Here is a 21,318-nt window from a genome sequence, read left to right on the forward strand (position 1 = left end):
CTGAGTCATCAAGACCTCTTTAGGAGTCGTACGCTGTGTCCCATCAGGAACACGATCAAGACCAGGCCAGACCAGGCCAGACCAGGACCGACCAGGACCACGACCCCGCACCCGGAACCGGTGAGTGCCCGTGCCCAAGGCGTACGAAGTCATCGCGGACGACCTCCGCCGCTCCATCCGCGAGGGGGAGCGCAAACCCGGCGACCGCCTGCCGTCCGAGGCGGACCTCGCCCGGCGCTACGGGCGCAGTGTGCCCACCGTGCAGAACGCGCTGCGGCTGCTGAACGACGAGGGCCTGATCGACAAGCACCACGGCCGCGGCACCTTCGTGCGCCGCCCCCGCACCCCCGCGGTCCGGGACAACAGCCGGCACCAGTGGGAGAAGGACCGCGCCCGCACGCCCCTCGCCAACCGGGCCGCGACCGGCGCCACCGAGCGCGACACCGGCCTGCACCCCGGCGACCTCGTCTTCCACGCGGAGTACCGGGAGGTCGCGGCGACCGCCGAACTGGCCGGGGCCTTCGGGGTGCCCGAGGGCACCGTGCTGCTGCGGCGCAGCTACCGGACGCGCTACTCGGCCGAGTCCGCCCCGTTCAACCTCGTCACCTCCTACCTGGTCCGCGACATGATCGCCGCCAACCCCGACCTGCTGGACGAGTCCAAGGAGCCCTGGCCGGGCGGCACGCAGAACCAGCTCCACACCGTGGGCATCGAAGTGGACCGCGTCGAGGAGCGCTTCACCGCCCGCCCCCCGACTCCGGAGGAGGCCGCGGCCCTGGACCTGCCGCCGGGCACCTCGGTGATCCTGCTCCACAAGATCTCGTACGACACCGACGGCCGCGTGGTGGACGTCTCCGATGTCACGCTGCCCGGCGACCGCACGGAACTGCTGTTCACCACTCGTCTGGAAAGGTGGTGAGTGCCGCCGTGAACCGGCGCGTCATCATCGTCACCGCCGTCCACGGGCCCTCGGCGCCCTTCCTGCCCGAGGCCCACCGTTCCCTGTGCGCGCAGGAGTTGCCCGAGGGGTGGGAGTGGCGCTGGGTGATCCAGGAGGACGGGCGGACCGACGACGTGCGCCCCCACGTACCCGACGACCCGCGCGTCGTCTTCCGGCAAGGGCGGCCCGGCGTGCAGGGCGGCCCCGGCGTGACCCGCACCCTCGCCCTGTCCCACGCGGACGGCGAGTACGTGAAGATCCTGGACGCCGACGACCAGCTCCCGCCGGGCGCCCTGGCCCGCGACCTGGCCGCCCTGGAGGCCGACCCGGCGCTCGGATGGGCCACGTCACGGGTGCTGGACCTGCTGCCCGACGGGTCGACGGCCGGTTTCCCGGGCGATCCGGAGCACGGACCGATCGAGCGCGGGCAGGTCCTCGACTTCTGGAAGGCGAACGGCTACCGCGCCCAGGTCCACCCGGCGACGCTCCTGGTCAGGCGGGACCTGCTGCTCGCGCTCGGCGGCTGGATGGCCCTGCCGGCCTCCGAGGACACCGGCCTTCTGCTGGCGCTCAACTGCGTGAGCCGGGGGTGGTTCTCCCAGGAGGTGGGGCTCCTCTACCGCAAGTGGGAGGGCCAGGTCACCGGCCAGGCGGCCCACGTGGACCCCGGCGAGCGGGACGCCCGGATGGCGGTGGTCGAGGCCAGGGCGCGGGCGCTGGCGTCCCTGGGGTGGCGTTTCCCGGCCGCCGGCCGCCCGGATGCGCCCCGGATCGCGGGGCCCTGAGGGCACGCCCGCCCGCCGGACCACCAGCCCCGGCCGCCTCCTCACCCGGCGCGGCCGGGCCCTGGCGGATCAGCGGAGCGTCTCCGCGTCGACCCGGGAGAAGATCAGGTCGCTCTCCTCGGTCACGGGCCCCCGCAGGCGCACCGGGACGCCCAGCGCGTCGCCGCGCGCGGCGGGGTAGCTCCCGGGCGTGTAGTCGTTGGCCAGCCGGTAGACGTGGAAACCGGCGTCGCGCATCACCGTCAGCAGTTCGCCGATGGAGTCCCCGAGGCGGGCCATGCGCTCGGGTGCCACCTCGACACTGATCTCCGCGTCGGGCCGCAGGGACCCCAGCATCGGCGCCAGCCCGCGCACGACGCCGCCCTCCGCCCCCTCGACGTCGATCTTGATCACCCGGGCGCTCGCGATCTCCGCCGGATCGAGCAGCTCCGGCAGCGGCCGGGCCTCGGTCTCGAACGTGGACTCCGCCGGTCCGTCGTACGGGACGATGCTGTTCGCGCCCATGTTGCGCGAACTGGCGAGGACGAAGGTGAGCGTCTTGTGGCCGTCGGAGACGGCGGCGTTGACCGCCCGGAGGTTCTGGCACGCGTTCAGCCGGGCGTGTTGCACCAGCCGCCGGTGGAAGCCGGGGGAGGCCTCGATCGCGACGACCCGGCCCGCGTCGCCGACGAGCCGCGACGCGAGGACGCTGAAGACGCCGATGTTGGCCCCGACGTCGACGAATCCGTCCCCGGGCCGCAGCCGGCGCCGCAGCCACGCCGTCAGGTGCGGCTCCCAGACCCCGAAGAGGTAGAGGTACCGCTGGATCAGGTCCCGCGTGTCCACGGCGAACCGGTCGCCGGAACGCAACTGGACGACTCTGCGGCGCGGGTGCTCGCGCAGGTGCGGATCGAGCAGACGCGCGGCGAGCGCCGCCTTCCCGACCGTGCCGGGGGCGCCGCGCACGTAACGGCTGCCGAGGGTGACCAGCGTCCGCGGGACGATGCCGTCCGGGCCGCCGCGGATGATCAGTCCTCCCGCGTGATGGTGATCGCGGCGGCGGGGCACCCCTCGACCGCCTCACGCACCCGTGGCACGTCCAGGTCGTGCTCCCGCCCCGGTATCACGGCGCCCAGGCCGTCCACCGCGGTGAACACGGACGGGGCCCGGTGGACGCAGTCGCCGGAGCCGTAGCACTGCTCGGGATCGACGGAAATCCTCATACGCCCTCCAGCGGCAGTCGGGAGGCGCGACCGGCGGCCGCGGCCAACACGACGTCCCTGCCCGCCGACCGGCCCACTGAATCCGCCCCGCCCGCTTGCCTGTTGGGACGTCGGCCATGCGATCGACCGGCATTCCGCGAAACGACTGGGGGGACGGCGTGGGAACCGGCGCGCAACTCGTGACGATCGCGGCCGTAGTGGTCGGCGCACTCACCACGCACCTCACGAACCACCTGATGGAGCGGAGCAGGAACCGCCACCAGCTGCGGACCCGCTGGGACGACAAGAAGATCGACACGTACGGGGAGTACGTGGACGCCGCCAAGATGAGGATCGCCGCTTCCGTACGACTGTACGAAGCCAGGGAGAACCTGCGCGAGGACCACCGGCCCGAGGAGGAGCTCCGCGAGTACCTGGCGGCGGCCGGCCGGCGCTGGGGGTCGGCCTTCGAGCGGGTCATGCTGCTCGGCGGCGACGAGGCCATCGAGGCCGGGCACGAGCTGAACAGGCTGGTCGCCGAGATCGACTGGCAGGCGACCGGCCGCGTCACCGGCACCCTGGAGGAGTGGCGCGAACGGCACCGGGCCGCGTTCCGCGCGATCAACGCCTTCCACGAGGAGGCGCGCGCCGACCTCGGCATCCGAGGCGGCGTCACCGGGGAGAAGCACCCCGAGCGCGATCTGCTGCTGCCGTCGGCCCGGCAGGCGCCCGCCGAGGACTGACCGCCGCCCCCGGGACTCCGCCCGGGACTCCACCACCACCGGCATGCTTCGGCACCGGTCCCTCCCCTCGTGGGGACCGGTGCCCAACCATGCCGGCGGCGTGCTGGACGCCGTACCGGAACGGGAAGGGCTGGGCCGTCGAAAGCTGACCGAGAACGTGCGGCCTCACGGGGCGGCTTCCGGGAACACCGGGCCGCTGACCTGTCCGAGTGCCGGCCGGCCGACTCGGCACCGCGACGCGATCCTGCCAGCTGCGGTCGCCCGCGAGGAGGCCGTGGCGTCACAACACTGACGTAGCCGCAGGTCAGCCGTATAGAGTGAGTTTTCCGGTCCGGACGTCCAGGTGCGGGGGAAGTAAGGAGTGGAGACCTTGAGTTTCGACTCAGGGGCACGCACGGCCTTCGCCGAACGTCTCGCACTGCTGTACCGGGAGGCCGGCAACCCTCCCCTCAAACGCGTCTCCGAAGCGGTCGTCCGGCTCCAGCGCGTCGATGAACGGGGGCGGCCCGTACGGGTCTCCGCCCAGCGGATCAGCGACTGGCGGCGGGCCAAGAACGTCCCCGCCCAGTTCCCCGCCCTCGCCGCGGTGCTGCACGTACTCATACCCCAGGCACGGCGCGCGCGGCCCGAGCCGGTCGCCGCGGGCCTGTACGACCTGACGCAGTGGCAGCGGCTGTGGGAGCGGGCGGTGGCCGACCCGACCGGTGAGCGCCCGGCACCGGCCGCGGGCGACGAGGAGGGCGCCGCACCCGACCGGGCCCCGGGCGGCGTCTGCCCCTACCGGGGGCTGGCCGCCTACCGGCAGCAGGACGCCGGCTGGTTCTTCGGGCGGGAACGGAGCACGGCCGCCCTCGTCGCCCAGCTCCGCGCGGCCGAGGACACCGGCGGCCTGGTGATGCTCGTGGGCGCCTCGGGTGCGGGAAAGTCCTCCCTGCTCAACGCGGGCCTGGTGCCCGCCTTGCGCGACGGTGGACCGGACGGCGACACGGGCCCGCCGAGGGAGGTGCTCCAGCTCGTGCCGGGAGCCGATCCACTGGGGGAACTGTGCCGCCGCGTACCCGGGCTCGCATCCGTGGCCGCCGCCGACCGGGCGCGGCCGGCGGAACCGGACGACCCGGGGTTCGCGCGCGGGGCCCGGGAGGCCTTCGCGGCCTGGGCCGCCCGCGCCGGGGCGGTGACGGCGGAACGGCCGACCGCGTCGGGCATGTCGGGCACCTCGACGGCCACGACCACGTCCGACGCCTCGGGCACGTCGGCCGCACCGGCCGCCAGGACCATGTCCGGCACGTCGGCGGCCTCGGACACCACGACCGCGTCGGGCACTTCAGGCACGTCGACCACATCGGGCACTTCAGGCACCTCAGCCTCACCGGGCACCTCAGACACCTCAGCCTCGTCGGGCACAGCCACATCGGGCACCTCAAACACCTCCGCCGCATCGGGCACCTCAGACACCTCCGCCGCATCGGCGTCTTCGGCCACCTCAGGTGCCTCGACCAGTCCGGCCCGCCCAGCCGGTCCCGCCCGCCCGTCCAGTCCCGTCCGCCCGTCCAGCCCGGCCCGGTCGGCCACCCCGGCCCGACCCGTCCTGATCGTGGACCAGTTCGAGGAGGTCTTCACCCTCTGCGCCGACGAGTGGGAGCGGCGCGCGTTCATCCGGATCCTCCAGGCCGCCTGCACGCCCGGCGGCCCGGACGACCCGGCGCCCCTGCTGGTCGCCCTCGGCGTGCGCGCCGACTTCTACGAGCAGTGCCTGCGCCACCCCGAGCTGGCCGACGCGCTGCAGCACCGGCACATGGTGCTCGGGCCGCTGACCACTGCGGAGCTGCGCGAGGCGGTAACCGGCCCGGCCAGGGCCGTGGGCATGGAGCTCGAACCGGGCTTGGCCGAGCTGATCGCCCGTGAGGTCGGCACCGACGGCCCGGGCGGCGCGCACGACGCGGGCGTGCTGCCGCTCCTGTCCCACGCCCTGCTCGCCACCTGGCAGCGGCGCAAGGCGGGCCGGCTGACGCTGGCGGGCTACCGCGCGGCCGGCGGCATCCAGGGGGCGGTGGCGGCGACCGCCGAGCGGGCCTGGTCGGACCTGGACCCGGCGGCCCGCGCGGCCGCGCGGCTGCTGCTGCTCCGGCTGGTCCGGGTGAGCGAGGACACCCAGGCCACCCGCAGGCGGGGCACCCGGCGCCGGCTGGCGGAGGAGTCCCGGGACCCCGGCAAGACGGAGGAGTCCCTGGAGGCGCTGGTCCGCGCCCGGCTGGTGACCCTCGACGCGGAGACCGTGGAGATCACCCACGAGGCGCTGCTGCACGCTTGGCCGCGCCTGCGCGACTGGATCGACGAGGACCGGGCCGGCAACCTGCTGCGGCAGCGGTTGGAGGAGGACGGCCGGGCCTGGGAGGAGTCGGACCGCGACACCTCGCTGCTCTACCGGGGCTCCCGGCTCGAGCAGGCCCGCGGCTGGGCGGAGTCCGCCGACGGCACGTTCCTGACCCGCGGCGCGGTGGACTTCCTGGCCGCCGCGGTCAGGCTGCGCAGGCGTACCGTCGTGATCAGACGTGCCGCGGTGTCGTCCCTGGTCGTCCTGGCGCTGCTGGCGGTCGGTTCGGCGGTGCTCGCCTGGCAGCAGCGCAACGACGCGGTGTTCGAGCAGGTGGTCGCCGAGGCGGACCGCGTCCAGTACACGGACCCGTCGCTGTCGGCCCAGCTCGACCTGGCGGCCCACCGCCTGCGCCCGGACGACGCGGACGTGCGCAACCGCCTGATATCGATCGTGAACGCGCCCCTGGCCACGCCGCTCCTCGGCCACACGGGCGCCGTCTACCTGACGTCCTTCAGCCCGGACGGCCGCACCCTGGCGACGGCCAGCTACGACCGAACCGTACGGCTGTGGGACGTGTCGGACCCCGCCCGTCCCGAACCCCTGGGCAAGCCCCTCACCGGTCACACCAGCTGGGTGAGCACCGCGGTGTTCAGCCCGGACGGCCGCACCCTGGCCAGCGCCTCGGACGACGGCACGATCCGGCTGTGGGACGTCTCGGACCCCGGCGACCCGCGCCCGCTCGGCGACCCCCTGCCCGGTCGCGGTGGCACCGTCTACCTGCTCGACTTCAGCCCGGACGGCCGCACCCTCGCCTCCGCCCACGACGACCACGCCGTACGGCTGTGGAATGTGACCGACCCCGCCCGACCCGAGGCGCTGGACACCCTGACGGGCGCCGGCGCGGCGGTGCGCTCGGTGGCGTTCAGCCCCGACGGGCGGACACTGGCGGCCGGCGGCGACGACGAGACCGTCCACCTGTGGGACGTCGCCGACCCGCGCGACGCGTCCCGGACCGGCTCGCCGCTGACCGGGCACACCGGTCTGATCCACTCCGTGGCCTTCAGCCCCGACGGACGGACCCTCGCCAGCGGCAGCGCGGACGACACCGTACGGCTCTGGGACGTCACCGACCCGCAGGACGCCTCGCGGATCGGCTCGCCGCTGACCGGGCACACCGGGCCCGTCTGGTCCGTGGCCTTCAGCCCCGACGGCGACATGCTCGCCGCGAGCAGCGCGGACAGCACGGCGAGCCTGTGGAACGTCAGCGACCCGGCCTACCCCTCGCAGATCGGCGTGCCGCTGGCGGGCAGCAGCGGGGAGATGTACGCCCTGGGGTTCAGCCCGGACGGCCGCACCCTCGCCACCGGCAGCGGCGACAGCAAGGTCCGTCTGTGGTCCCTGCCCACCTCGGACATGATCGGCCGCATCGGGGCGTTCCGCCCGGACGGACACGTGCTGGCCACCGCCGCCCGCGACGGGCGGGTCCGGCTGTGGGACGTCAGCGACCCCGCCCGGCCCGTGCTCGTGAGCGAGCCCTTCAGGCCGGGCGAGGGCGACATCCGTTCCCTCGTGTTCTCCCCGGACGGCGGCACCCTCGCCGTGCTGACGGGCAGCCGCGCCATGCAGCTGTGGGACGTCACCGACCCGTCCCGGCCCACCGCCCACGGCCCGCCGGTCGCGCTGCGCAACCGCTACGCGGGCCCCGACACCCTGGCCTTCGGCCCGGACGGCCACACCCTCGCCACCGCCCAGGACGACCGCGGCATCCAGCTGTGGAACACCGAGGACCCGTCCCGGCCCCGCCCGCTCGGCGACCCGCTCACCGGTCACACCGGCTACGTCAACACTCTCGTCTTCAGCCCCGACGGCCGCACCCTCGCCAGTGGCGGCGCGGACGACACCGTACGGCTGTGGGACGTCACCGACCCCGCGCACGCCACCTCCCTCGGTGTCTCCCGTACCGGCCACCTCGGGCCCGTCAACGCCCTCGCCTACAGCCCGGACGGCCGCACCCTGGCCAGCGGCAGCGACGACGGCACGGTCCGCGTCTGGGACGTCACCGACCCGGGCCGCCCCGCACCGGCCGGCGAGCCACTGACCGGCCACACCGACTCGGTGGTGTCGCTGACGTTCAGCCAGGACGGCGCCACCCTGGCCAGCGGCGCCAACGACAACACGGTCCGCCTCTGGGACACCCGCACACCCGCCGACGCCGCTCCGATCGGCGAGGCGATGAGCCCCAACGCCAAGACGGGCGGCTTCCTGTCATTCAGCCCGGTGCGTCACATGCTCGGGGTGTCGAGCGGCACGGACAGCGTCCGCCTGTGGAACCTGGACGTGGACGACGCCATCGACCGCATCTGCTCGGCGACCCGGGGCGTGCTGACCGAGGAGAAGTGGCACGAGTACCTGCCGCGCCTCTCGTACGAACCACCGTGCGAGCGCTGAATCCTTCCCGCGCCCCGCCCGCCCTTGTTAGCCTGGCCCACAGCCCGGCCGCCGGCGTATCCCCCGTCGCCGGCGGCCGGGTCCGAAACGCAGCAGACCCCCAGCCGAATCCGACTGGGGGTCTTTGTGCTGGTGGGGCTAACAGGATTTGAACCTGTGGCCTCATCCTTATCAGGGATGCGCTCTAACCAACTGAGCTATAGCCCCGCCGCGCTCTGCGGTGTGTGTCCCGCGCGCTGACTCCTGAAGATTAGCGCACGAGGCGGGCAGTCCCAAAATCGGTTGGCGCGGGCCCGGTGGGCGACGGTCACTCGTCCTCGGCGAGCGTCAGCTCCACACCGCCGACGAAGCCGGCCGACAGGTTGTAGATGAACGCGCCGAGCGTGGCCAGGGCGGTGGCGAGGACGACGTCGATGACCGCGATGACCGTGGTGAACAGCAGCACGTTGGGCAGCGACAGGAAGGACTGCAGGTCGAAGCCGTTGGACTCGTTGGAGCCGGTCGCCTCGGAGATCGTGCCGCCGACGGTCGAGAAGACGCCCATGGCGTCCATGACCATCCACAGCACGGCGGAGGCGACGATCGTGCAGATGCCGAGCGCGATGGAGAGCAGGAAGCTGACCTTCATCACCGACCACGGGTCCGCCTTCGCCACCCGCAGGCGCGCCTTGCGGACGCGGGGCGTGGTGCGGGCGCCGGTGCGCGGGCGGCGCACGGCGGCGGCGTTGCCGCCCTGGGTCTGGTAGGCCTGCGGCGGGTGGTACGGCCCGCCGGGCTGCTGGGGCTGCCGTTCCCCCGGCAGCGGCGAGGCCGCCTGCTGGGTCTGCTGGCCCCGGGTGTCCGTCACAGTTCCCCCCTGGGAATGCGTCTTGGACGAGCTCCCCGAGTGCGAGTCGGTCGCTCCGTCTTCGATCTTGCGCAGTTGAGTCGTGTGCGGATCCGCCGCACGCGTGGCGGAGCCACGGCCGCCCCCGTCCGTTTCCGTACCCCTGGAGGTACCGGTCGATCCGGCGCCCGTGGCTCCGCTCACGATGACTCTCTCCTCGTGCTACTCGGCCGAGGGCGCCTCACCCTCGTCCGTGCCGGTGGTCGCGGCACCCTCGGCGGTCTCGTCGACGACCACGTCGCCGTCGACCTCCTCCGCCTCGCGTCCCGCCTCGGCGTTGCGTGCGATGCCGACCACGGCATCGCGCTTGCCCAGATTGATCAGTTGGACGCCCATGGTGTCACGGCCCGTCTCCCTGACCCCGTTGACTCGCGTACGAATCACACCGCCCGAGAGTGTGATGGCGAGGATCTCGTCGTGCTCCTCGACCACCAGCGCGCCCACGAGCGATCCGCGGTCCTCGACGATCTTGGCGGCCTTGATGCCCAGGCCACCGCGGCCCTGGACGCGGTACTCGTCGACGGAGGTGCGCTTCGCGTAACCGCCGTCAGTGGCAGTGAACACGAACGTACCGGCTCGAACAACATTCATCGAGAGCAGCTCGTCCCCTTCGCGGAAACTCATGCCCTTGACGCCCGAGGTGGCACGCCCCATCGGACGCAACGTGTCGTCCGATGCGGTGAACCTGATCGACTGCGCCTTCTTGCTGATCAGCAGCAGATCGTCCTCGGCCGAGACGAGTTCGGCCCCGATCAGTTCGTCGTCGCTGCCGTCCGCCTGCTCACGCAGGTTGATCGCGATGACACCACCCGAACGCGGCGAGTCGTAGTCCTTCAGCGGCGTCTTCTTCACCAGGCCCGCCTTGGTGGCCAGGACCAGGTAGGGCACCGCCTCGTAGTCGCGGATCGCGCGGATCTGGGCGATCGTCTCGTCCGGCTGGAAGGCCAGCAGGTTCGCCACGTGCTGGCCGCGCGCGTCCCGGCCGGCATCCGGCAGCTCGTAGGCCTTCGCCCGGTAGACCCGGCCCTTGTTGGTGAAGAACAGCAGCCAGTGGTGCGTGGTCGACACGAAGAAGTGGTTGACGATGTCGTCTTCCTTGAGCTTCGTGCCCCGCACCCCCTTGCCGCCGCGCTTCTGCGCCCGGTAGTCGTCGGTCTTGGTGCGCTTGATGTAGCCGCCCCGGGTGACCGTGACGACGATGTCCTCCTCGGCGATCAGGTCCTCGATGGACATGTCGCCCTCGTACGGGATCAGCTTCGTCTTGCGGTCGTCGCCGTACTTCTCGACGAGCGCGGTCAGCTCCTCGCTGACGATCCCGCGCTGACGGACCGGGGAGGCGAGGATCTCGTTGTACTCGTTGATCTTCGCCTGCAGCTCGTCGTGCTCCCGGACGATCTTCTGCCGCTCCAGGGCCGCCAGGCGCCGCAGCTGCATCTCCAGGATCGCGTTGGCCTGGATCTCGTCGATGTCGAGGAGGTCCATCAGGCCGCCGCGCGCGATCTCCACGGTGTCGCTGCGCCGGATCAGCGCGATGACCTCGTCGATGGCGTCCAGGGCCTTCAGCAGACCGCGCAGGATGTGCGCCCGCTCCTCCGCCTTGCGCAGCCGGAACTTGGTCCGCCGGACGATGACCTCGATCTGGTGGTTCACCCAGTGGCGGATGAACGCGTCCAGGGAAAGGGTGCGCGGCACGCCGTCGACCAGGGCCAGCATGTTGGCGCCGAAGTTGGTCTGCAGGTCGGTGTGCTTGTACAGGTTGTTCAGCACGACCTTGGCGACCGCGTCCCGCTTGAGGACGATCACCAGGCGCTGGCCGGTGCGCGAGGACGTCTCGTCGCGGACGTCCGCGATGCCGCCGATCTTGCCGTCCTTCACCAGGTCGGCGATCTTCTGCGCGAGGTTGTCCGGGTTGACCTGGTAGGGCAGCTCCGTGACCACCAGGCACTGGCGGTTCTGGATCTCCTCGACCTCGACGACCGCGCGCATGGTGATCGAGCCGCGCCCGGTGCGGTAGGCCTCCTCGATGCCCTTGCGGCCCACCACCAGGGCGCCGGTCGGGAAGTCGGGGCCCTTGATGCGCTCGAGCAGCGCGTCCAGCAGCTCCTCGTGGGAGGCCTCGTAGTTCTCCAGGTACCACTGGGCGCCGGCCGCGACCTCGCGCAGGTTGTGCGGCGGGATGTTGGTCGCCATGCCGACCGCGATGCCCGCCGAGCCGTTGATCAGCAGGTTCGGGAAGCGGGCGGGCAGGACGGTCGGCTCCTGGGAGCGGCCGTCGTAGTTGTCCGTGAAGTCGACGGTCTCCTCGTCGATGTCGCGGACCATCTCCATCGACAGCGGCGCCATCTTGCACTCGGTGTAGCGCATGGCCGCCGCCGGGTCGTTGCCCGGCGAACCGAAGTTGCCGTTGGAGTCGACGAGCGGCATCCGCATCGACCAGGACTGGGCGAGGCGGACCAGGGCGTCGTAGATGGAGGAGTCGCCGTGCGGGTGGTAGTTGCCCATGACGTCGCCGACGACGCGGGCGCACTTGTAGAAGCCGCGCTCGGGCCGGTAGCCGCCGTCGTACATCGCGTACAGCACGCGCCGGTGGACGGGCTTGAGGCCGTCGCGGACGTCGGGCAGCGCACGCGAGACGATGACGGACATCGCGTAGTCGAGGTACGAGCGCTGCATCTCCGTCTCGAGCCCGACGGGCTCGACACGCATGGCGAGGGCGTCACCCTCGGGCGTCGTCACAGGGGTGTTCTCGTCGGTCATTGCTGGTGAAGGTCCTTCCTGGTGCGGTCAGCTGAGACCGACTCAGATGTCGAGGAAGCGGACGTCCTTGGCGTTGCGCTGGATGAACGCGCGCCGGGCCTCGACGTCCTCGCCCATCAGCACCGAGAACAGGTCGTCGGCCTGCGCGGCGTCGTCGAGCGTGACCTGGCCGAGCACCCGGTGCTCCTGGTCCATGGTCGTGATGCGCAGCTCCTCGGCGTTCATCTCGCCGAGACCCTTGAAGCGCTGCACGGAGTCCTCGCGGATGCGCTTGCCGGCGCTTCGGCCCATCTCGATCAGCGCGTCGCGCTCACGGTCCGAGTACGCGTACTCGAAGTCGTCCCGACCCCACTTGATCTTGTAGAGCGGCGGACGGGACAGGTACACGTGCCCGGCCTCGACCAGCGGCCGCATGAAGCGGAACAGGAAGGTCAGCAGCAGGGTGTTGATGTGCTGGCCGTCGACGTCGGCGTCCGCCATCAGGATGATCTTGTGATAGCGGAGCTTCTCGATGTCGAAGTCCTCGTGCACGCCCGTGCCGAACGCGGAGATCATCGCCTGGATCTCCTGGTTCTGCAGGATCCGGTCGATGCGCGCCTTCTCGACGTTGAGGATCTTGCCGCGGATCGGGAGGATCGCCTGGTACTGCGGGTTGCGGCCGGACTTGGCCGAACCGCCGGCGGAGTCGCCCTCGACGATGAAGATCTCGCACTTGGTCGGGTCGTTCGACTGGCAGTCGGACAGCTTGCCCGGCAGCGACGCCGTCTCCAGCAGACCCTTGCGGCGCGTCAGGTCACGGGCCTTGCGGGCCGCCACGCGCGCGTAGGCCGCCTGGATGCCCTTGCGGATGATGTCCGCGGCCTCGTTCGGATTGCGGTCGAGCCAGTCCGTCAGGTGCTCGTAGACGATCTTCTGGACGAAGGTCTTCACCTCGGTGTTGCCCAGCTTCGTCTTGGTCTGGCCCTCGAACTGAGGCTCGCTCAGCTTCACCGAGATGATCGCGGTCAGACCCTCGCGGATGTCGTCACCCGTGAGGTTGTCGTCCTTCTCCCGCAGCAGCTTCTTGTCGCGCGCGTACTTGTTGATCAGCGAGGTCAGCGCCGCGCGGAAGCCCTCCTCGTGCGTACCGCCCTCGTGGGTGTGGATGATGTTGGCGAACGAGTAGACACCCTCGGTGTAGCCGCCGTTCCACTGCATGGCGATCTCGAGGGACAGGTTCTTGTCCTTGTCCTCGGCCTCGAGGTCGATCACGGTGGGGTGCACCAGCTCTCCCTTGCGGGAGTTGAGGTACTTCACGAAGTCGACGATGCCGCCCTCGTAGTGGTACGAGACGCTCTTGACCTCGTGCTTCTCGTCCTCGCCCGCCTCGTCCGCACCGGCGGTGGCCATCGCCGACTCGCGCTCGTCGGTGAGGTTGATCCGCAGGCCCTTGTTGAGGAAGGCCATCTCCTGGAAGCGCCGGGACAGCGTCTCGAAGGAGTACTCGGTCGTCTCGAAGATGTCGCCGTCGGCCCAGAAGGTGACCGATGTGCCGGTCTCCTCGGTGGCCTCGTGCCGGGCGAGCGACGCCGTGGGGACACCCAGCTTGTACTCCTGGGTCCAGCGGTAGCCGTCGGTCTTGACCTCCACCGCGACCCGCGTGGAAAGGGCGTTGACGACGGAGACGCCCACGCCGTGCAGACCACCGGAGACCGCGTAGCCGCCGCCGCCGAACTTGCCGCCCGCGTGCAGCACGGTCAGCACGACCTCGACGGCCGGCTTCCCCTCGGAGGGCACGATGCCCACCGGGATGCCGCGGCCGTTGTCGACGACCCGGACACCGCCGTCGGCGAGGATCGTGACGTCGATCGTGTCCGCGTGACCGGCCAGCGCCTCGTCGACGGAGTTGTCCACGACCTCCTGCACCAAGTGGTGCAGGCCGCGTTCACCGGTCGAGCCGATGTACATACCGGGTCGCTTGCGGACCGCGTCCAGACCCTCGAGCACGGTGATGGCACTGGCGTCGTACGAGGCGGCGGCCTCGTCGCTCGACGCGTGCACCACGTCGTTCACGCCGGTGTCGGTGGACGGGTTGTTCTCGTTGGGGTTGCCGGAATCGGCCACGAAGCGCCCTTTCTGGCACAGCACGAGCCGGGCTCGTCGGCAGGTTGCCGGAGCGGCTGCGGCATGTTGCGTTGGTAAGCCTTGATCAGCGTTGCTCAGCTAGTCCCGGACGGTCCCCACGATCGGGGCGGGATTGTCTTCCATTCTACCGGTAGCACTGACACTGATGGGGGTTTGCCGGTACCTGAGTCCGCATGTGCCGCCCTGAACCGGGCTCGTCCGACTCCCGATATGCGGAAGGGGGCCTCAAGAGGCTCACGACGGCACTCAGCGCTTCCGGGCGTCAACCCTTGGCTACTTGGGAGTCAGATCGCGATTCGCAGCCATGTGCGGTGGTACGACCAAGCGGGCGCCGACGGTTCACACCGACCATTGACGCCCAATAATGTGAGGTACATCACCTATCCCTGACGGGGCGCCAGAACCCTCACCGGCCCCCGACCGAGGTCACCCGTAGGTGTCCCCGGGGCCCCGGCTGCCGGGCGCGCGCAACGGACCGTACCGACGGCCGGCGCCCGCGGGACCCCCGGGACCGAGCACCTTGATCATCCGCACCGACCCGTGCCCGAGGTCCTCGTTGAGACGGGCCACCAGCGTCGGTGCCAGCAGCCGCAGGTTCGTCGCCCACGCCGTCGAGTCGCAGCGGACGATCAGCACCCGCTCGTCCTCGTCGTACCGCTCCGGCACGCAGTGCTTCGCCACGTCCTCGCCGACGATCTGCGGCCAGCGCCCCATCACACCGCCCACCGCCGCCGGCGTCTCCCAGCCGCGCTCGGTGATCAGGCGGTTGATCGCCGACCCGAGCGCCATGGGATCACGCCCGTCGGCACGCGCACCGGAACGCAGACCACCGCGGCGCGCCTGCTTCTTCTGCCGCGCGGCATCCCCACGCGCGCGTGCCGCCTCGCGCGCCGCCCTGAGCGCGACGCGGGCGAGGTCGACACCCGACGGCTCGGGGCCTGCGCCGCCCGCGCCGGGAGTCTCTCCGGGGGCCGCGCCAGGAGTCTTTCCGGAAGCCGCGCCGGGAGTCTTTCCGGGAGCCGCGCCGGGAGTCTCTCCGGAAGCCGCGCCGGGAGTCTCTCCGGAAGCCGCGCCGGGAATCGGGTCCTCCGCGCTCATACGCGCTCCACCGCCCCCTCAGCGACCGAGAACCGCGCGCCCGCCAGCACACCCGGCACGTCGTCGTCGACCGCGGCCGTCACCAGCACCTGCTCGCCGGGCGCCACCAGCTCCGCCAACCGCTCACGGCGCCGCGCGTCCAACTCGGCGAACACGTCGTCCAGGACGAGGACGGGCTCATTGCCCTCCGCCCGCAGCAGATCGAACGACGCCAGGCGCAGCGCCAGCGCGTACGACCAGGACTCCCCGTGCGACGCGTAGCCCTTGGCGGGCAGCGACCCGAGCTTCAGCAGCAGGTCGTCCCGGTGCGGACCGACCAGGGTGACGCCCCGCTCGATCTCCTGCTTGCGGGCCTCGGCGAGCGCGCCCATCAGCTGCTCGTAGAGGTCCTCGCGCGTATGCGCCTCACCGGGCGCCGACGGCTTGTACTCCAGCGCGACCGGACCGCCGCCCGGCGCCAGCTGCTCGTACGCCTTGTCGGCCAGCGGCTGCACCGCCGCGATCAGGTCGAGACGCTGCGCGAGCAGCTCGGCGCCCGCGCGCGCGAGGTGCTGGTCCCAGACGTCCAGCGTGGACAGGTCCATCGTGCGCCCGCCGTGCCGACGGGCCAGCGCGGCCGACTTCAGCAGGGTGTTGCGCTGCTTGAGCACGCGGTCGTAGTCGGAACGCACCCCGGCCATCCGCGGGGAGCGGGCGGTGATCAGCTCGTCCAGGAAGCGGCGCCGTTCCCCGGGGTCGCCCTTGACCAGGGCGAGATCCTCGGGCGCGAACAGCACGGTACGGACGATGCCGAGCACGTCACGCGGCCTGACCTGCGAGGACCTGTTGATGCGAGCGCGGTTGGCCCTGCCCGGGTTCAGCTCCAGCTCGATCAGCTGCTGCCGCTCGCCCTGCCGGACCTGGGCGCGGATCACGGCACGCTCGGCGCCCATGCGGACCAGGGGGGCGTCGGAGGAGACCCGGTGGCTGCCGAGGGTGGCGAGATAGCCGACCGCCTCGACGAGATTGGTCTTGCCCTGCCCGTTCGGACCGACGAAGGCCGTGACGCCCGGGTCCAGCGGGACCTCGACCCGGGCGTACGAACGGAAGTCGGCCAGCGACAGATGCGTGACGTGCATGGTCGTGCGCCGACCTCCCCAGCCTTTCGGTTACTTCTTCTCGACCGCGTGCCCGCCGAACTGATTGCGCAGCGCGGCGATCATCTTCATCTGCGGCGAGTCGTCCTGCCGGGACGCGAACCGCGCGAACAGCGACGCGGTGATCGCCGGCAGCGGCACCGCGTTGTCGATCGCGGCCTCCACCGTCCAGCGTCCCTCACCGGAGTCCTGTGCGAAACCGCGCAGGCCGTCCAGGTGCTCGTCGTCGTCGAGGGCGTTGACGGCCAGGTCCAGCAGCCAGGAGCGGATCACCGTGCCCTCCTGCCAGGACCGGAAGACCTCGCGGACGTTGTCCACGGAGTCGACCTTCTCCAGCAGCTCCCAGCCCTCGGCGTAGGCCTGCATCATCGCGTACTCGATGCCGTTGTGGACCATCTTCGCGAAGTGGCCCGCGCCGACCTTGCCGGCGTGCACGGCGCCGAAGTCGCCCTCCGGCTTGAGGGCGTCGAAGACCGGCTGCACCTTGGCCACGTTCTCCGCGTCGCCGCCGTACATCAGCGCGTAACCGTTCTCCAGGCCCCACACACCGCCGGAGACACCGCAGTCGACGAAGCCTATGCCCTTGGCGGCCAGCTCCTCGGCGTGCTTCTCGTCATCCGTCCAGCGGGAGTTGCCGCCGTCCACGACGACGTCGCCGGGCTCCAGCAGCTCGCCGAGCCGGTCGACGGTGGCCTGGGTGGCCTCACCGGCCGGGACCATCACCCAGACCACGCGCGGGCCCTCGAGCTTGCCCACAAGCTCTTCCAGGCTGTGGACGTCGGCGAGGTCGGGATTGCGGTCGTATCCGACGACGGTGTGGCCCGCGCGGCGGATCCGCTCGCGCATGTTGCCGCCCATCTTGCCGAGGCCGACGAGACCGAGCTCCATCAGTTGCGTTCCTTAGGTGTGCGAGGTGGCGGGGCGGCACGTCCGGGCCGGCCGGATGCGTGCCGCGGCACTTTCGTACCCGCCCCGAGCCTAAACCCGGACGTCCGTGCACAGCTGTGGGCGTACGCGCTCATACGTACGCCCTCACCTGCGGGTTTGCTGCGAGTCCGTCCTCAGCCTGTGGACAACCGGAGCCTGTGGGCAACCGGGCGCAGGCCCTCAGCCGCTCAGCCGCACCGGCATGATCAGGTACTTGTAGGCCTCGTCCGCCTCGGCGTCCAGGGCCGGCTTGCCGCTGAGCAGCGCCGGCTTCGTGGACGTCGTGAAGGAGAGCTGGGCCACCGGGGAGTCGATGGCGCTCAGGCCGTCCAGCAGGAACGTCGGGTTGAAGGCGATCGAGATGTCGTCGCCCTCCAGCTGTGCGTCAACCCTTTCCACAGCCTGTGCGTCGTCGCTGGAGCCTGCCTCCAGGATCAGCACGCCCTGCTCGAAGCTGAGCCGCACCGGGGTGTTGCGCTCGGCGACCAGGGCCACGCGCTTGACGGCCTCCACGAAGGGGGCGGTCTCGATCACGGCGACGCTGTTGAACTCCGTCGGGAAGAGCGTCTTGTACTTCGGGAGGTCGCCCTCCAGCAGCCGCGTCGTCGTGCGGCGGCCCGCGCCCTCGAAGCCGATCAGGCCCTCGCCCGCGCCCGAGCCGGACAGCGCCAGGATCACCTGGTCGCCGCTGGTCAGCGCCTTGGCGGTGTCCTGGAGCGTCTTGGCGGGCACCAGGGCGACCGCGGAGACCTCCGGGTTCTCCGGCTTCCACAGGAACTCGCGGACCGCGAAGCGGTAGCGGTCGGTGGAGGCCAGCGTCACCGAGTCGCCCTCGATCTCGATGCGCACACCGGTGAGCACGGGCAGTGTGTCGTCGCGGCCCGCGGCGATCGCCACCTGCTGCACGGCCGCGGCGAAGACCTCACCGGGGACCGTGCCGGTGGCCTCCGGCATCTGCGGCAGCGCCGGGTACTCCTCCACCGGCAGGGTGTGCAGGGTGAACCGCGAGGAGCCGCAGACCACCGTCGCCCGTACACCGTCTGTGGAAATCTCCACCGGCCGGTTCGGGAGGGCGCGGGAGATGTCGGCGAGCAGGCGGCCGGAGACGAGGACCGTGCCCTCCTCCTCGATCTCGGCCTCCACCGACACCCGCGCGGAGACCTCGTAGTCGAAGCTGGACAGGCTCAGCTGCCCCTCCTCGGCCTTCAGCAGCAGGCCCGCGAGGACCGGCGCCGGCGGACGGGCCGGGAGACTGCGAGCCGCCCAGGCCACTGCCTCCGCGAGTACGTCGCGTTCCACCCGGATCTTCACTGTTGCCGCCTCCTGCTGTTGCCGGCGCTTCTCGCCCTGCCTGGCTTCGTCGTCTGACTCGGTGTCGTCGGTCCCCGTTCGGGGCAGGACACCGGAGAACAGTCTGACGCACCCCACTGACAGTAGGTGCCCTTCGGGGTCAAGTCGTGACGAGGGGCGGTCGGGCTCGAGAGGGCGAGTTGTGCACAGGCCCCGCTTCGAAACGAATTCCGCTCTCTCTCTAGTCGGGAGTAGTAGTAGGGCCTGTGGATACCGTGGATAACCTCGTTTCCGCAGGTCAGAGCAGGAATTTTGTCCACGGGGCCTGTGGGCGGAGCCGGTGGACAACCGGGCGTATCTGTGGAGAACAGAAAGTTCTGCACACTCCGTGCACAGGGAAGGGTGACTTCTCCCCAGAGCCGTCCCCAGGTTTGCCGATGTTTCCCACAGCCCACCTCGGCACCTCTGTGTGACGCCTTTCACTCGACGCGGTGAGAGGGCGCGTTGCGTTGCCGAACAGTGGACAGACATGTGGAGAAGCTGGGGATCGCTGGGGACAACTGGCCGCGGCCTGTGGGTTGTGCGTGGACAACTTGATGCACAGCTTGTGGACCGACTCGTTGTCCACACCCTGTGGAGATCGTTCGTCCACGAATCCACAAGCGGCTGAGCTGGCCTGATGGTTCCTCAACAGCCTGGCCTGTGGACAGGATCGGGACAACTTCCCAGTCCCCAAGGTGTGGACGGAAAAAAGTGACCGAATCTGTGGAGAGCGGCCGTAACCCGGCAGGTAATCGAACAACGGAGTCGCCGCGGTGACCGGGCGGGGATCCGTCGATGACCCGTCGATGACCCGCCAATGACCCGTCGATGAACCCGTCGGTGGCGCAGCGGGAGCCGTCCGCGGGCACGGAAAAGGCGCCCCGGGGGTGTTCGGGGCGCCTTCGAGGAGCCGGTGCCGGCCGCGCTCAGCCGTTCTTGATGCGGTTGGTCAGCTCGGTCACCTGGTTGTAGATGGAGCGCCGCTCGGCCATCAGATTGCGGATCTTGCGGTCGGCGTGCATCACCGTGGTGTGGTCCCGGCCGCCGAACAGCGCGCCGATCTTCGGCAGGGACAGGTCCGTCAGCTCACGGCACAGGTACATGGCGATCTGCCGCGCGGTCACCAGTTGGCGGCCGCGCGAGCTGCCGCACAGGTCCTCCACCGTGAGGCCGAAGTAGTCGGCGGTCTCGCTCATGATGGCCGTCGAGGTGATCTCCGGCGTCGAGTCCTCGCCGCCGGGGATCAGGTCCTTGAGGACGATCTCGGTGAGGCCCAGGTCGACCGGCTGCCGGTTGAGCGACGCGAACGCCGTCACCCGGATCAGCGCGCCCTCCAGCTCGCGGATGTTGCGCGAGATCCGGGAGGCGATGAACTCCAGTACCTCGGGCGGGGCGTTGAGCTGCTCCTGCACCGCCTTCTTGCGCAGGATCGCGATGCGTGTCTCCAGCTCGGGCGGCTGGACGTCGGTGATCAGGCCCCACTCGAAACGGTTCCGCAGCCGGTCCTCCAGGGTGACCAGCTGCTTGGGCGGCCGGTCGCTGGAGAGCACGATCTGCTTGTTGGCGTTGTGGAGGGTGTTGAAGGTGTGGAAGAACTCCTCCTGCGTCGACTCCTTGTCCGCGAGGAACTGGATGTCGTCGACGAGCAGGATGTCCATCTCGCGGTACCGCTTGCGGAAGCTGTCGCCCTTGCCGTCGCGGATGGAGTTGATGAACTCGTTGGTGAACTCCTCGGAGCTCACGTACCGCACGCGCGTGCCGGGGTAGAGGCTGCGGGCGTAGTGCCCGATCGCGTGCAGGAGGTGGGTCTTGCCGAGTCCCGACTCGCCGTAGATGAAGAGCGGGTTGTAGGCCTTCGCGGGTGCTTCGGCGACGGCGACTGCCGCGGCGTGGGCGAAGCGGTTGGAGGCTCCGATGACGAAGGTGTCGAAGAGGTACTTCGGGTTCAGGCGCGCGGTCGGCTCGCCCGGTCCGGTCGCCGGCGCCGGCTGTGCGGCCAGGGGTCCGGGGGCGCCGGTGGCGGGGCCGGGGCCGACGGGGCCGCCGCGGTGCACGTGTCCGGAGCCGGAGCCGGACGGCGGCTCGGGCAGGTCACGTCGGGGGCCGCGCTGGTCGTAGTCGCCGCGCTGCTGGTCATAGTCCGGCCGTTGCTGGTCATAGTCGGCGCGTTGCTGGTCGTAGTCGGGCCGCGGCTGGGCGTGGTCGCCGCGGGACTGTTCGTAGTCACGCGGCTCGTACTCGCCGCCGCGGTCGTAGTCGCCCCGCTTGTAGTCGCCGTGCTGCGCGTCGTACGCCGGGCGCTCGGGGGACTGCGGACGGTAGTTCTGCCCGTACGTGTCCTGGGGGTACTGCTCCTGGTCGTAGCCGTCCTGGGGCGGCGAGGCGTACGGGTCCCGCTCCGGGAAGCCGAGGCGCTGCTGCTGCCAGCCGTAGTCGTCCTGCTGCGTGGGGCGGGGCCAGGAGCCGGGCTCGGGGCGCTGGTACTCCTGCGGGTAGGCGGGGCGGGCGGTGGGGAGCTGGTCGCCGCGGTGGCGTCCGTATCCCTCGTAGTCGTCGCGGCCGCCCTGGCCGTGGCCGGGTGCGGGGAGCTCGGGCTCCTCGTAGCGGTGCTGGGGGCGGGCGGGGGGTGCTTGCGGGGTGGGGG

General features: G+C 71.0%; 14 protein-coding genes and 1 tRNA gene. 4 read left to right on the plus strand and 11 right to left on the minus strand.

The window, feature by feature from the left end:
• Positions 1–130 precede the first annotated feature (130 nt).
• Together KUM03_RS00620 and KUM03_RS00625 are read left to right on the plus strand one after the other, a co-directional pair.
• Entirely contained in the window at positions 131–919 is a 789-nt protein-coding gene (locus KUM03_RS00620) for a GntR family transcriptional regulator (protein WP_217244824.1), read from the plus strand.
• On the plus strand, positions 916–1,725 hold the full coding sequence (locus KUM03_RS00625) for a glycosyltransferase family 2 protein (protein ID WP_308406215.1): 810 nt from the start codon (positions 916–918) through the stop codon (positions 1,723–1,725). Before KUM03_RS00620 ends, KUM03_RS00625 begins: the two co-directional genes overlap by 4 nt.
• Positions 1,726–1,794: 69 nt before the next feature.
• Here KUM03_RS00625 and KUM03_RS00630 read toward each other — a convergent pair whose 3' ends face one another.
• Positions 1,795–2,670 carry an FkbM family methyltransferase gene (locus KUM03_RS00630; protein ID WP_217244842.1) on the minus strand — a complete coding sequence of 292 codons (876 nt, stop codon included), beginning with the start codon at positions 2,668–2,670 and terminating at the stop codon, positions 1,795–1,797.
• Positions 2,671–2,732: 62 nt separating this feature from the next.
• Entirely contained in the window at positions 2,733–2,927 is a 195-nt protein-coding gene (locus KUM03_RS00635; protein ID WP_073726130.1) for a ferredoxin, read from the minus strand.
• A gap of 158 nt (positions 2,928–3,085) precedes the next feature.
• Here KUM03_RS00635 and KUM03_RS00640 point away from each other — a divergent pair, with 158 nt between their 5' ends.
• A complete protein-coding gene (locus KUM03_RS00640; protein ID WP_308406216.1) occupies positions 3,086–3,649 on the plus strand; it encodes a hypothetical protein in 564 nt (187 codons plus the stop codon).
• A gap of 361 nt (positions 3,650–4,010) precedes the next feature.
• On the plus strand, positions 4,011–8,414 hold the full coding sequence (locus tag KUM03_RS00645; RefSeq protein ID WP_217244825.1) for a WD40 repeat domain-containing protein: 4,404 nt from the start codon (positions 4,011–4,013) through the stop codon (positions 8,412–8,414).
• Between the two features lie 130 nt (positions 8,415–8,544).
• Here the strand turns inward: KUM03_RS00645 and KUM03_RS00650 are convergent.
• The 9 genes from KUM03_RS00650 to dnaA all read right to left on the minus strand — a co-directional run.
• A tRNA-Ile gene (locus KUM03_RS00650) sits at positions 8,545–8,621 on the minus strand.
• Between the two features lie 100 nt (positions 8,622–8,721).
• The gene (locus KUM03_RS00655) at positions 8,722–9,444 is read right to left on the minus strand and encodes a DUF3566 domain-containing protein (protein WP_217244826.1); all 723 of its coding nucleotides are present in this window, start codon (positions 9,442–9,444) and stop codon (positions 8,722–8,724) included.
• Between the two features lie 18 nt (positions 9,445–9,462).
• Entirely contained in the window at positions 9,463–12,057 is a 2,595-nt protein-coding gene (gyrA, locus tag KUM03_RS00660; RefSeq protein WP_217244827.1) for a DNA gyrase subunit A, read from the minus strand.
• 42 nt (positions 12,058–12,099) lie between these two features.
• Positions 12,100–14,160 (minus strand): DNA topoisomerase (ATP-hydrolyzing) subunit B, encoded by a 2,061-nt coding sequence (gyrB, locus tag KUM03_RS00665; RefSeq protein WP_217244828.1) that lies wholly within the window; start codon positions 14,158–14,160, stop codon positions 12,100–12,102.
• A 447-nt stretch (positions 14,161–14,607) separates the two neighbouring features.
• Positions 14,608–15,279, minus strand: a complete 672-nt coding sequence (locus KUM03_RS00670; protein ID WP_254398594.1) for a DUF721 domain-containing protein — start codon at positions 15,277–15,279, stop codon at positions 14,608–14,610.
• Positions 15,276–16,397: a DNA replication/repair protein RecF gene (gene recF, locus KUM03_RS00675; RefSeq protein ID WP_217244829.1), complete on the minus strand. Its 1,122-nt coding sequence runs from the start codon at positions 16,395–16,397 to the stop codon at positions 15,276–15,278. The genes KUM03_RS00670 and recF overlap by 4 nt, the downstream gene beginning before the upstream one ends.
• A 30-nt stretch (positions 16,398–16,427) precedes the next feature.
• Entirely contained in the window at positions 16,428–17,303 is an 876-nt protein-coding gene (gene gnd, locus KUM03_RS00680) for a phosphogluconate dehydrogenase (NAD(+)-dependent, decarboxylating) (RefSeq protein WP_217244830.1), read from the minus strand.
• Between the two features lie 219 nt (positions 17,304–17,522).
• Positions 17,523–18,653: a DNA polymerase III subunit beta gene (gene dnaN, locus KUM03_RS00685; RefSeq protein WP_030971386.1), complete on the minus strand. Its 1,131-nt coding sequence runs from the start codon at positions 18,651–18,653 to the stop codon at positions 17,523–17,525.
• Positions 18,654–19,600: 947 nt separating this feature from the next.
• On the minus strand, positions 19,601–21,318 hold a 1,718-nt coding region (gene dnaA, locus KUM03_RS00690), incomplete at its 5' end, for a chromosomal replication initiator protein DnaA (RefSeq protein WP_217244831.1).

This window comes from Streptomyces sp. AC602_WCS936, from assembly GCF_019049125.1.
Lineage (GTDB): Bacteria > Actinomycetota > Actinomycetes > Streptomycetales > Streptomycetaceae > Streptomyces.